Origin of the sequence: Fulvivirga sp. (assembly GCF_040218215.1) — a bacterium.
Classification (GTDB): domain Bacteria; phylum Bacteroidota; class Bacteroidia; order Cytophagales; family Cyclobacteriaceae; genus Fulvivirga.
Window position 1 is genome coordinate 107,787 of sequence record NZ_JAVJQL010000024.1, and the last position, 12,534, is coordinate 120,320.

12 protein-coding genes are annotated in these 12,534 nt (G+C 40.7%); 8 read left to right on the forward strand and 4 right to left on the reverse strand.

Going from position 1 to position 12,534, the window contains the following annotated elements:
• The first annotated feature begins 24 nt into the window (after positions 1-24).
• The 3 genes from RIB54_RS16905 to RIB54_RS16915 all read left to right on the forward strand — a co-directional run bounded on the left by RIB54_RS16905 (position 25) and on the right by RIB54_RS16915 (position 4,005).
• Entirely contained in the window at positions 25-2,514 is a 2,490-nt protein-coding gene (locus tag RIB54_RS16905) for a YbcC family protein (RefSeq protein ID WP_350101986.1), read from the forward strand.
• 18 nt (positions 2,515-2,532) lie between these two features.
• Positions 2,533-3,372, forward strand: coding sequence for a DUF6671 family protein (locus RIB54_RS16910; RefSeq protein ID WP_350101987.1), 840 nt, complete (start codon positions 2,533-2,535; stop codon positions 3,370-3,372).
• Positions 3,373-3,507: 135 nt separating this feature from the next.
• Entirely contained in the window at positions 3,508-4,005 is a 498-nt protein-coding gene (locus tag RIB54_RS16915) for a hypothetical protein (protein WP_350101988.1), read from the forward strand.
• A gap of 178 nt (positions 4,006-4,183) precedes the next feature.
• On the opposite strand, the gene RIB54_RS16920 is transcribed toward RIB54_RS16915, so the two are convergent.
• On the reverse strand, positions 4,184-4,762 hold the full coding sequence (locus RIB54_RS16920; RefSeq protein ID WP_350101989.1) for a hypothetical protein: 579 nt from the start codon (positions 4,760-4,762) through the stop codon (positions 4,184-4,186).
• Positions 4,759-5,781 (reverse strand): hypothetical protein, encoded by a 1,023-nt coding sequence (locus RIB54_RS16925; RefSeq protein WP_350101990.1) that lies wholly within the window; start codon positions 5,779-5,781, stop codon positions 4,759-4,761. Before RIB54_RS16925 ends, RIB54_RS16920 begins: the two co-directional genes overlap by 4 nt.
• A gap of 148 nt (positions 5,782-5,929) precedes the next feature.
• Between RIB54_RS16925 and RIB54_RS16930 the strand changes: the two genes are divergently transcribed.
• The 5 genes from RIB54_RS16930 (at position 5,930) to RIB54_RS16950 (ending at position 10,029) form a co-directional block, all read left to right on the forward strand.
• Entirely contained in the window at positions 5,930-7,603 is a 1,674-nt protein-coding gene (locus RIB54_RS16930) for an amidohydrolase (protein ID WP_350101991.1), read from the forward strand.
• Positions 7,604-7,848: 245 nt separating this feature from the next.
• A complete protein-coding gene (locus RIB54_RS16935; RefSeq protein ID WP_350101992.1) occupies positions 7,849-8,565 on the forward strand; it encodes a hypothetical protein in 717 nt (238 codons plus the stop codon).
• Complete coding sequence (locus RIB54_RS16940) at positions 8,562-8,828, forward strand: DUF2024 family protein (protein ID WP_350101993.1); 267 nt, start codon at positions 8,562-8,564, stop codon at positions 8,826-8,828. Before RIB54_RS16935 ends, RIB54_RS16940 begins: the two co-directional genes overlap by 4 nt.
• Positions 8,829-8,983: 155 nt before the next feature.
• A complete protein-coding gene (locus RIB54_RS16945) occupies positions 8,984-9,556 on the forward strand; it encodes a MarR family winged helix-turn-helix transcriptional regulator (protein ID WP_350101994.1) in 573 nt (190 codons plus the stop codon).
• 86 nt (positions 9,557-9,642) lie between these two features.
• Positions 9,643-10,029 carry a ribosomal maturation YjgA family protein gene (locus tag RIB54_RS16950; protein WP_350101995.1) on the forward strand — a complete coding sequence of 129 codons (387 nt, stop codon included), beginning with the start codon at positions 9,643-9,645 and terminating at the stop codon, positions 10,027-10,029.
• 135 nt (positions 10,030-10,164) lie between these two features.
• On the opposite strand, the gene RIB54_RS16955 is transcribed toward RIB54_RS16950, so the two are convergent.
• On the reverse strand, positions 10,165-10,752 hold the full coding sequence (locus RIB54_RS16955) for an LURP-one-related family protein (RefSeq protein WP_350064205.1): 588 nt from the start codon (positions 10,750-10,752) through the stop codon (positions 10,165-10,167).
• Between the two features lie 25 nt (positions 10,753-10,777).
• On the reverse strand, positions 10,778-12,445 hold the full coding sequence (paaN, locus tag RIB54_RS16960) for a phenylacetic acid degradation protein PaaN (RefSeq protein ID WP_350101996.1): 1,668 nt from the start codon (positions 12,443-12,445) through the stop codon (positions 10,778-10,780).
• Between the last annotated feature and the right edge of the window lie 89 nt (positions 12,446-12,534).

The following is a 12,534-nucleotide window of genomic DNA, read 5'->3' on the forward strand; positions in this document are numbered from 1 at the left end:
TCCATAAACAGTAAAACCAGACCAATGACTTTAACAAAATTAGATGGATCAAATTTTCTGGAGCAGCTTGAAAAAGAGAATAATGCGCTGGTAAACGCTATGCGCAAGGCTTGTAAGAAAATTGCTCCCGTTTGGCCTTTAGAAAATTTTGTGGCTGTGAATCCTTACTTAGGGTTGACAGACAAGAAATTCAAAAATGTGGCCCAGGACCTGGTAACGGCAGGTGGAATACAAATGACCCTGCCGATGTCATTTTACATGGAAAAACTGGAAGAAGGGAAGATTTTACGAGAAGATATAGAGGCAGCGCTAAAACGGAATGCTGACGAAATTGATACCAATACAGATGATTTTTTAGCAAGTCTAAAAGATCAGGACAAAAAGCAGGAGCCTGCACCAGTTGCCACAGTAGTGGATGTCGCCTCACAACTAAGCGGGAAAGACTGGAATAGCTTTGTGACTTCAAGAATTTCATTCTGGGCTGCTTCCTACTTCGACAATGGCCAGGCCTCATGGGCGGCAGCTGATAAAAAAGCAGGACTCTTTGCTTCATGGAAATTTGATGCCGAAACAGATCTTACCACGGAAATTGCGGGATTGAAAAATTTTAGAAAAACGATTAAATCTTTTCCAAATGATCCTATTCTAGCCGCCCAAAAAGCGCTTGAAATGCTCAGGATTCCTGAGGGTTGTGATAACATTTACTTTCACAGGCTCCTGTTAAAAGTGGGCGGCTGGTCTGCCTACGCGGCACGCCTCGACTGGGACAGTGAGTTGTACGGAGGTAAAGACGGTAAGCTCATAGAAATGCTCGCAGTATTGACCTGCTGGGAGGCTGGCATACTCAACTGCCTGCAACATGACGAACTGAACAAAAAATGGAATGAGGCCAAAATTATCCTCTCGGCCACTGCAGCCAACAGAAGTATCAATGAACAGCTCGCTCAAAAACTCATCTTGCAGGAAGCTTATGACCTTGCAGCACAGCGCAAGATCGTGAATAAATTCAAAAATGGGAGCATCAAAAAGAAATTAGAACAACAAGCGAAAGCCCAGGCCATATTTTGTATAGATGTGCGCTCTGAAGTGTACCGCAGAAATTTAGAGCTTGTTGATAGCAACATAGAAACCCTCGGGTTTGCCGGATTCTTTGCCTTCCCTATTAAGTACGTGCCCATAGCACATGAAAATGGAGAAGCCCAGTGCCCGGTACTGCTAAAAACAGGCCCAACGATAATGGAGGAGCTGCCAAACAAAGAGCAGCATCAATCGGCATACAACAGCCGAATGTTTAAACATCAGGTGAGCAAGATCTGGAAGTCCTTCAAATCAGGAGCGGTGACCTGCTTCAGCTTTGTAAGCCCAATGGGACTATCCTACCTTCCTAAGCTCTTCACAGATTCCTTCGGACTGACAAGGCCGGTTCCGCACCCGGATAAGAACGGTATGAGTGAAGGGCATACTAAAACAAAAAGGATCAGTCTGGAAACAAATGCCCACAACAGCGACATTACAGGCATACCTGTAGAACAGCGCATAAGCATGGCCAAAAACGCACTCAGCGCCATGTCATTAACAGAAGATTTCGCGAAATACGTGCTGATAGTAGGTCACGGGTCTTCCTCGGTAAACAACCCACATGCTACAGGCCTTGACTGCGGTGCGTGTGGTGGACATAGTGGAGAATCCAACGCCAGGGTAGCTGCAGCAGTGCTTAACGACAAAAAAGTGAGAGCGAGTCTAAAACAAGAAGGCATAGACATTCCAGAAAATACGGTCTTCCTGGCCTGCCTGCATGATACAACAACAGATGAAGTGAGCATTTTCAACGAATATGACATACCGAGTGACAAAAGCGAGGAATTGATTGATCTTAAAAAATCACTCGATCTGGCTGGTCATGCGGCAAGGACTGAGCGTTCACTGAGAATGTCAACAGATGGAAACATTGATCTGGCGATAAAAGCCAGAAGCAACGACTGGTCGCAAATTAGACCAGAATGGGGATTAGCAGGCTGCTCATCGTTTATAGTGGCACCCAGAGGCAGAACTAAAAACCTGGATTTTGGTGGCCGATCTTTCCTACACTCTTATGAATGGAAAAAAGACCAGGGCTTTTCAATACTAGAACTTATCATGACAGCACCCATGGTGGTTACCAGCTGGATAAGCCTGCAATATTATGCCTCCACTGTTGATAACAAAAACTTCGGTTCGGGAAATAAAACACTGCACAACGTTACCGCAGGAGTTGGCGTACTGGAAGGCTACTCAGGAGACTTGAGAGTTGGCTTGCCGATGCAGTCGGTGCATGACGGAGAAAATTTCCAGCATGAGCCTTTAAGGCTCAACGTGATCATTGAAGCGCCAATAGAAGCCATGAACATCATATTGGAGAAACATCCATCGGTGAGAAACCTATGCGACAACGAGTGGTTGTACCTACTTGCTATGGACCAAGAAGGAAAGGTATCGCACAGGTACAATGGCAATCTGAACTGGGAGCAGCTTTAATGGCATAGCAGCAAAATAATGAACCTGTTTTACGGGCGAAAGCTGGCCATAGCCACCAAACACCATAAAGAAAAAGTGATAGCGCAAAAGGTAGCCTCCAAACTTGGAGTGCTGCCTTTTGTACCTTCAGGGCTTGATACCGATCAGCTTGGAACTTTTACTGGTGAAATAGAACGCATTTTAAGTCCATTGGAGGCTGCAAGAAGAAAGTGTGAAATGGCTATGGACATATCAGGCTGTGATCTTGCTATAGCCAGTGAAGGCTCTTTTGGTTCACACCCTTCCCTTATTTTTGTGCCGGGCAATGAGGAACTGGTTTTACTGCTTGACAGGAAAAACAACTTAGAGATAATAGGAAAAAAGCTCACTACTGAAACGAACTTTGATGGCCGGATTTGCAACACTGAGACCGAGCTAATGGATTTTGCTGAAAAAGCTGGCTTCCCCTCTCACAGGCTGATTTTAAGAAATGATAAGGAATCTAAAACAGCCATATTCAAAGGAATAGGTGATAATGATGAGCTGTTGGAGAAGTTTGACTGGCTCATGAAACATCATGGAAAGGCTTTTGTGGAAACCGATATGCGCGCCCATTATAACCCCACAAGAATGGAAATTATAGCAGCAGCTACTGATAATTTGATAGAAAGGGCTTTGGCCAATTGCGAAAAATGCCAAACCCCCGGCTTTGGTATTAGCGATGTAGAACGAGGGTTGAAATGCAGTTGGTGTGGCATGCCCACGCAATCAATACAGGCCAATGTTTTATCGTGCACAAAATGTGGCTACACTAAAACGGAACCGATCAATAACAAATCTGCTGAAGACCCCATGTATTGCGATTATTGTAATCCATAAAGAGAGGTTTAGTCCCGAAGTGCAAAATTGATTTTTATTGGTATTTTAAAGGATATTTTTCCGTGTATGAACACTTAAAAAATGCTTACAAACAGAAAGGTGGTGTTATATTTTATTAGGTTCCATTAAAAAGAAATGACAGGTAAAGAGGAACAGATAAAAACTAATGTTAAAATTCTAAGAAGTGAATTGAAAAATCTCATTGCTTTTTTCGAGCAAGACCTTGACTACAATAAAATGGTATATGAATACTGGAATGCTAAGGACATTCTTGGACACATTACTTTTTGGCACGAGAGTTTTGCCAGGAACATTTCAGATTTAGGCAAGGGTATTAAACCAAGTCCGTTGAAAGGGAAGCTATCCGAAGTGAACAGACAAAGTGTTGAATCGACAAAGAGCAACTCAATAGAGCACCTTATTAAACGACTGAAAGATGCTCATAACACGATTGAGGAATTTATATTTCTTGATAGCATAAATCTGATACCCTACAAGAGTGGTTCACGGGATTATTCAAGGAGCGAGCATTTAGAAATAGTATCAAACCATATTCATAAACATCTAAAAGACATTTATAAAAAATATGGAACGACCAAAGAACAAAATACTGATTTCCGAAAGGAACTATGAATCGGAATATTCGAGATGCACTTATGCCCTTACTTGTGCTAGCCTTTTGATCTTTTCCAATACTAGAAAGTGAAGTCCGAACTAAAACTAGCCAGGGATACTATTTGCAAAACAACAGCAATGACATATATTGCTAATAGAAATAACACGCACTCTGTTGTTAGCCGAGTGTTAACCCTTATCTAGCACTATACAGCTTCAACCTTAACATCTCTAGCACGGAGTATTTTACAGCACTATTTTGAGGGTTAGTAATGCCATATCTACGGTCTACCAAATCTCCTATATCACTTATCTTAAATATCGGGCCCGCCACATCAAGTCCATCTAGCGTGCAGGTATTGAAGAATATCAATCGCACATATTTCATTTTCCTTTCCTGGGCATAGGTCACATTATTGCGCTGCATTTGCTCTACAATTTCAAACTGGTATTCCATGCAGTCCAGGGCATAATCATCAATAGGCACAGGTTTGGTGGTTTCACAGTTCCACCCTGGTGAGGTTTGCATGAGCGCCCGATAGGCGCGTTCCGTCATCCCAAAATGATAGAGGAACTGTGAATAGCTTACTGGAATTTTCGTGTTTTTAGGATAGTAACCAACAATATCGCCCCTGCTCATGGCATCAATCAAAATTTTGGGCACCTCAGCAGCCATCTGGTTTTGCTTTTCCTTGAGCATCACTTTAGAGACTATCTCCTGCGCTTGAGTCACCCCTGCTATTGTAAGAAGGAATATCGTCAGCCCTCTCCTCATCTTGTTCCAATTAACTTAGATAATTCATCAGCGCTCTTGGGCAGGTCCGCTTTCTTTTCCAACATAAAAGTCAAAGTGCTACCTGCAGCTGTGAGTTCTGGATATTGATTGAGCTTGAAAATGGCGCCATCCTTATCAACCGTAAACATGCTGTATTTCCTGTTTTTTATAAGTGTAAAGTCTTTAGCCCAATTGTACTCATTAAAATAGATGACGGTATTCAGCCCTTCATAAACCACATAGACATCGGTTTTAATTGAATCATTATTCTGATTTACAAATTGAGGAACATAAGGTACAAACTCCTCCCCATTAATGATTCTATCATAATTATAGAGACCGAAATCAAAAATCTCCATGGTCTGAAAGGCAAGGTTTCTCAAAGAATCCTGCCGTGCCCAGGCCGGATCTACCACCCACTCGTCATCCCATCCAGGCTCCATAACTTCAACATTTTCAGCATTACTTTGTACTATACCGCTTCCCCAAAGGTCATCGTCCTTATCATTCAAAAACAAGGGTTGTATCCTATTAGTATAGGAGTCCCACAAACCCTCCTTTTCATTATAACGGAAGCCCTCCATAGTTACATCCACTTCTTTGGATGGTAAAGCCAGCCTTACTACTATAGATCGGTCTTCATGTACCTGCACAGTATCTAGGTCATTCAAACAATATATTTCAAACATACCATTAGACTCCAGATAAAAGGTTTTACCCATCAATTGGGTAGTCATATTGATATTATGGATCAACATCTCAGATGGTGTGCGTACCTCACGGTACAAAAGCGTAACAACATCAATCTTACTAACATCTACTGCAAAGGCATTGCTGGGTATATAAATGAGGCTGCCACTATGATGCATAATTTTGGAGCACTCAGTGGTGCTCACCTCATATTTAGAGAAAGGAGATTTTAGATTTGATAGTTTATTCTGAGCGAGAAGATCAGATATGGAGCAAAGCACCATTGCTACAAGGAACGAAACAATATTTACCAGCTGAGAATTACGCACCTTTCAAGATACAAAAAGTAGTTAAGGTTGGCAAAGAACGGGTTTGGTGTTTTAAATGATATCATGTCAAATGGTTAAGTCAATCAATTGTTTTCTCCTGTCACTTCAATTTAATTTATATATTGTGGAGATATCAAACCAAAACCTGATGAAATTCAATTACCTGTTGTCCCCACTATTCAAGTCTTTAGTACTATTAATCTTGATAACCTCTTGTCAGGACAAAACACAAAAGGCCGATCTGGTAATTACAAATACTACCATTTGGACCGGTAATGATGGTCAGCCCTGGGCAGAAGCCATGGCCATATCAGGAGACTCTATCCTTTCTGTTGGTAGCACCGAAGAAATTTCAAAATTCATTGGAGAAAACACACAAACCAAAGACCTATCAGGGAAATTTGTCACTCCCGGATTTATTGATAGCCATGTGCATTTGCTGACTGGTGGATTTAACCTCAACTCGGTACAATTAAGGAATGCCAAAACTCCTGAAGAATTCACCAAGGCCATTGAAGACTATGCTAAAACAATACCCAAAGGCTCCTGGATTTTGGGAGGAGACTGGGACCATGAAAATTGGGGCGGTGAATTGCCCACTAAATCATGGATAGATTCAGTCACTAAAGACAACCCTGTTTTTATAACCCGATTGGATGGGCATATGTCATTGGCCAATTCTGTAGCCTTAGAGTTGGCTGGAGTGTCAAATGATGCTGTTGATATAGAGGGAGGCGAGATTGTAAGAAATGACAAAGGAGAAATAACAGGCTTATTTAAAGACAACGCCAGCAGCTTAATTTGGTCTGCCGTTACTGAACCTACTACTGAAGAATATGAGCATGCACTCAATGCGGCTATGAAATATCTGGCCTCAAACGGGGTAACTTCGGTGCACCACATGTCAGCTGCCGGGCATTATAATGTGCTTAAGAAAGTACGTAATGAAGATAATTTGATCACACGAATATATGCCATGTATCCGCTGAACCAATGGGAAGGTCTAAAACAAGAAATTGATACCAATGGAAGTGGTGACCACTGGCTGAAAATTGGTGGGCTCAAAGGATTTGTAGATGGCTCTTTAGGCTCTCACACTGCGGCATTCTTTCAGGCTTACACCGATAATCCCACTGACTCAGGTTTTTTCGTTGCCCCTATTGACTCTATATACAAACATGTAAAGGCAGCAGATAATGCCGGACTGCAGGTAATGATTCATGCTATTGGCGATAAAGCGATTCATAATCTTCTTAACACATTTGAAACCGTGGAGAAAGAAAATGGTAATAAGGACAGGAGATTAAGAATTGAACATGCACAGCATATTGATCCGAATGATATTGAAAGGTTTGCTGAACTTAATGTGATACCCAGCATGCAGCCTTATCATGCTATTGATGATGGCAGGTGGGCAGAAAAGCTCATAGGTTCTGAAAGAATAAAAACAACATATGCCTTTAAGGCCTTACTCGATGCGAATGCCCAGCTTGCCTTTGGCAGCGATTGGTTTGTAGCCCCTCCATCTCCATTGATGGGCATTTATGCAGCCGTGACACGAAGAACGCTGGACGATCAAAACCCTGACGGCTGGGTGCCTGAGCAAAAGATCTCGGTTGAACAAGCATTAAAGGCTTATACCAAAACTGCTTCCTATGCTTCCTTTGATGAGAAGATAAAAGGCACATTAGAACGCGGAAAACTGGCTGATTTCGTAGTTATTAGTAATAATCTAACCACAGTCGACCCGGTTAGCATCAAGGACCTTAAAATACTAGAGACTTATGTGGGTGGTAAGAAGGTGTTTGGTGATGGTAATTAAATAACATGGATTTTACCATTTCCATAGGCTGAGTGCCCATTTAAGGTGGTTTAAAAAAGTTTCCCACCTTCTGTTTTATCCAATATCAAAAGAATAATATATGTTTAAAATCAATTAAAAATAGTCTTTATTTGTTTTAGTTAGGATTCCTAATTATAATTACGTCAGATTTTAAATGAATGATGAATTCAATTTGAATCAATTAGTTAGGATTCCTTATTTTATTAATTTAAACAAACAAGAAAATGAAAAAGACGATTGTATTTATCCTTGCCATTATATCAACTAATAGCTGGGCTTGTGAAAACTGCACCTACAAAAAAACCACTGATTTTAAGATAGTCTCTGTTCAGGTCAGGCGGGTTCAAGAAATTGCTGCTACTGTTTGGGAAATAACAGTAGATGGAAAGGCTGGCAACACCTTGCCAAAGCCTGCAGGGCAACTGGATGGTGCCCCGGTTCTGGGTTATGTATTTCCTACCAGCTTAAAATCTACAGATGTTGGTTTTGGCGATACACCTGGCATTGTAGCATTAGCTCTTACCTCCCATCCGGATTTTGATGACACACCCCTGTGGGATGAAAATTCTGATCAGATTTTCAACAATGACGGCATTATTTGGCATCCGCATTGGGTGATTTTGGTAGAAGATAAGCGGGTTGCGGGCGGTTTGTCTGTTAAGCAATTTACCAAAGGAGATGAATCTGTAGTGTTACCTCCTACCAATCCCGGCATGCCTATGTATATGGATTCTCCCGGATTTCAGGTGATTACTAATAGCCAAATGATAAGTGTAGTGGTTCCCGATTACAGAATCAACAATCGCACTGATTTTACTTATGATGGAGTAACAGCCTATATGCAGGTAAATACATCCAAAGATGACAAACCCATGCTTGGGGTTTATGAAGTATATAGTGTGGCCAGCGGCAATTTATCCCTCCCTTATCAGGTAAAATGATGCAGGTAGCAGTTTGGGATACTTATGTCAAAAGAGATGATGACAAGGTCATGCACTTTGATATTTTGGTCGAGAGTAAGCTAACGGATACTAGTGCGATCTTTAATTATGGTAAAGAATACCTGGCTGATAAAAAAATCGGCACCGGACCTTTAACCATGAACGAATGCCAATTTTGCCACATAGAGCAAGCTTCACCTGAGCTTCAGAAAAGAATATTGGAAAAGGGCTATTGTATTATCGAGATCAAGAATTGCGACTAGCCGTTACACGTTAATTTATCTGAGCAAAGTAAGTTTGGCCGCATTGACCAAACTTACTTTTGTTTTATTCCAACTGCTCGGCAATCATGATTTGTTTTAAATATTGAAGAATATCTCAAGTAAAATAATTAGGATGACTAACTTTATGATCAAACATGGATTTGAACCAAAAAATATTGTACGGCCTGGAGCGATTAACCGATGCGTATAAAACACTCATTTGGGAGAAAGCTAAGATTACAGGTCTCAGTCCTATTCAAATTCAAATACTTTTATTTATTAACTCGCACAAATCAGCACTTTCTAATGTCAGTCATCTGGCTATGGAATTCAGCGTCACGAAACCTACCATTAGTGATGCCGTCAGAGTTCTGGTGAACAAAGAACTGTTGCGTAAAGAGTTGCTTCCAGAAGATACCAGAAGCTACAATCTATACATTACTCCAAAAGGCCAGGATGTCATCAACCAGATTTCTGAGTATAATACTCCTATTCAAGCTGCACTGGAAGATAGCCCCAATGAACAATTGGTAAATCTATACTCCAGCTTAACTGATTTGATATTTAAGTTGAATGCACAAGGAATTATTAAAGTACAGAGGATGTGTTTCGGTTGTAGATTTTATATCAATAACAATGGCCAGCATTATTGTAACTTACTTAACATATCCCTAACCGAAACAGACATCAGATTGGACTGTAATGAGTTTGAGGAACATACGTCATGATATCATTTTGTTTCCAATAAACCCGACTCCCAGATTTACCTGCCTCACCTATCAATAATAAATATCCAAACAATAAACTGGTTACTATGATAACCTCTAGAAACAGAACCCTCTACTTTTTCTTAATCATTAGCACCATTGCCATTGGCTTGGCATCAAGGGGTTCCTTCTCGCCAGATTTTATTAAGGACTATGCCGGAGACCCACTCTATGCACTTATGATTTATTGGATTATCGGCTTTTTATTTCCAAAAGCCAGCGCTTTAAAAGTAGCGCTCATTAGCCTTATCACTTGCTATGCCATAGAGTTAAGCCAGCTTTATCAGGCCGACTGGATCAATGAAATAAGAAGAACCCGTTTAGGTGGTTTGGTTTTAGGTTATGGCTTTCTGTGGAGTGATATTCTCAGCTATACTGTTGGTGTTTTGGTGGGACTTAGTTTAGAGTACAAACTCCAAAAAAAAGCTAGATAAACATACTTTAAGTCCTCTGTGGTCTCTGTGGTAAAATTAACCACGGAGTTCACAGAGAAACACAGAGATTGTTCCTGTTGCCCGAAAAAAAATACCATAAGTTATCCATGCATTCTTTTTAATCATCGATTAACATTACTCCTTCAAAACCATATCAATACACATCACCGCAGAAATGATCAACATCCTTAACCTGTTATTTTCAGGTACACTTTCATGGATTTGCAGCATGTAGTTATCAGCAGAAGTGAACAGTTCCTTTCCAAAACCAGCCCACTGTTTACTCACATGAGCAAACTCATGGCCTTCCTTTACAAACTTAAAATCCCAGCTCGTCCATTTTCCTTTTAGTGTACTCACTACACTATCATTTTGGTCCAACAAATTAAACTTGCCGCCAATACTGAAAAATTGCTGTTTAAACTTACCTATAAGTTGATCCTTCTCATCAAACACCTCCACGGTAGACAAGAAAATAGAAACCCCTCTTTTAACTGTAATCAAAACATCCCCATTAGGCTCTTTTATTACCACCTCGAAAGGCGTCATTCTTTTGTAGTCAGTGAACCTGAACATTTTGGTAAAAAAACCAAGATTAGGTTCCCTACATTCCAAAATCACTTCCTTCGTTTCAGGGTCATAGATATCATAGTTGTTGGATGCTTTGAACATACCAACCTGCTCTTTTACAAAAAAGAGGTTTCTATTAAATACTGGATGCATAGTCTAAAGTTATTCAAACCAAAAGTTAAACATTTGCAGGCTGTCTGTGGCCTACCCAGGTAAATCTTTTTATCACATATTCAGGATTTGTAAATGATGCATTACCCGCTGGATTTCCTCCTGTAACATGGAAATCGCTGAATCCAGCATTCTGGTTCATGTAAATTCCACCAGTTAAATTGAAAGATACAGGCGTTGCAGCCAGGGCCATCTCATCTGCAATATGCTCCTTAACTTCAGGATCAGTAACATAGGCACCACATGAAATTGCACCATGCTCAATGGCCATCTCCTTAGCCAATGCTACAGATTCTTCGGTGTTTTTTGTTTTGATTAATAATGCAATTGGCCCGAACAATTCAGTGCTGAATTTATCTTTATCTGAAGCATCCAATGCGATTACAGCTGGTGTTGATATTCTTGCGTTGGCAAACATTGGGTTTTCAATACTGCGCGATTCAAGTAGTACTTTACCTCCAATTTTTCCAATTTCAGCCACACGCTGGCATGTCATTTTATTCTGGATAGCGCCCAATACAAATGGCCCTGCTTTAGGGTTGTCAACTAATCCATTAATGTTCTCAATCAGTTTTGCAGCAAACTCATCAAAACTAACATTTCCATCAGGTGTGTTGATGCCACCTTCAGGAATATAGAAATTCTGAGGAGCAGTACACATCTGACCGCTATAAAGTGTCAATGAGAAAGCAAGATTGGCCGCTACTTTATCGATGTTATCTGCTGAGTCAAGGATAGCAGAGTTGACACCAGTTTTCTCTGTAAATACTGCTTTTCCATCCAATTTCTCCAAATAGCTGCCGAATTTAGAATTACCCGTAAAATCAATGATCTTCACAGCCTTATCTTCAGCCAATTCTTTAGTGATCAAATTATCATAAGTATCAACGGCCAATTGACAGATATTAGGATCAAGGTTATTTTCTGCCAATACATTCTGAATTTCAGCAACAAAAATGGCCATTGGTAAAACCGCACCTGGGTGAGGCTTCACTATTACACTATTTCCAGTAATTAAGCTGGCATAAACGCCAGGCACACTATTCCAGGTAGGGAAAGTTGAGCAACCAATAACCACACCTATTCCTTTAGGCACGGCACGCCATTCCTTGTCTAAAGTAATATTATATTTACCCATAGGTTTATCCCACACCACTGCTCCCGGAAATCTATTCAGTTCTTCATAACCTGACGCTACGGCTTCCAGTGCTCTATCAGCAGCATGCGGACCAGATGCCTGAAAAGCCATCATATAGCCCTGACCGGTAGTATGCATAGTAGCATAGGCCACTTCAAAAAACCTTTGTTTTATTCTTTCCAAAGACTCAATAAGGATACCTGCCCTGTCATCAGCAGTCACTTTTCTCCAGATATGAAAAGCTTTATCCGCTCTTTCTATTAACGTTTTGGTATCAAAAGCAGGATATTGAATATTCAACGGCTCCTGCAAGTATGGAGACTCCTCCACCCCTACCCATGACGATGGGTTTTCCTGCTTTAGCTCTTCAAATTTCTTACCTACACTTCCCTGAAATTTCTTTCTTCCATCTGCATCAGCGGTCTCACCATAAATAGAAGGTGCCGGATGTTCAGGATAGGCAGCAAAAAATGTTCTGTCATGAATGGCCTTTATTGCCTTAGTTAAAATATCTTTATGTTTCTTATATAAACTCATAGTGATCGGTTTTTAGAGTATCAATTTAGGAAAGCGAAGATAAGGTATATTGATAAAAAATTTCAATCGGTTGCACACCACTTTAGGTG

What these genes read in the sequence shown, in the direction of transcription:
- RIB54_RS16915 (WP_350101988.1), top strand. Translation starts at nt 3,508, where the DNA reads ATGACAGGTAAAGAGGAACAGATAAAAACTAATGTTAAAATTCTAAGA.
- RIB54_RS16905 (WP_350101986.1), top strand. Translation starts at nt 25, where the DNA reads ATGACTTTAACAAAATTAGATGGATCAAATTTTCTGGAGCAGCTTGAA.
- RIB54_RS16945 (WP_350101994.1), top strand. Translation starts at nt 8,984, where the DNA reads ATGGATTTGAACCAAAAAATATTGTACGGCCTGGAGCGATTAACCGAT.
- paaN (WP_350101996.1), bottom strand. Translation starts at nt 12,445, where the DNA reads ATGAGTTTATATAAGAAACATAAAGATATTTTAACTAAGGCAATAAAG.
- RIB54_RS16910 (WP_350101987.1), top strand. Translation starts at nt 2,533, where the DNA reads ATGAACCTGTTTTACGGGCGAAAGCTGGCCATAGCCACCAAACACCAT.
- RIB54_RS16940 (WP_350101993.1), top strand. Translation starts at nt 8,562, where the DNA reads ATGATGCAGGTAGCAGTTTGGGATACTTATGTCAAAAGAGATGATGAC.
- RIB54_RS16935 (WP_350101992.1), top strand. Translation starts at nt 7,849, where the DNA reads ATGAAAAAGACGATTGTATTTATCCTTGCCATTATATCAACTAATAGC.
- RIB54_RS16930 (WP_350101991.1), top strand. Translation starts at nt 5,930, where the DNA reads ATGAAATTCAATTACCTGTTGTCCCCACTATTCAAGTCTTTAGTACTA.
- RIB54_RS16920 (WP_350101989.1), bottom strand. Translation starts at nt 4,762, where the DNA reads ATGAGGAGAGGGCTGACGATATTCCTTCTTACAATAGCAGGGGTGACT.
- RIB54_RS16950 (WP_350101995.1), top strand. Translation starts at nt 9,643, where the DNA reads ATGATAACCTCTAGAAACAGAACCCTCTACTTTTTCTTAATCATTAGC.
- RIB54_RS16955 (WP_350064205.1), bottom strand. Translation starts at nt 10,752, where the DNA reads ATGCATCCAGTATTTAATAGAAACCTCTTTTTTGTAAAAGAGCAGGTT.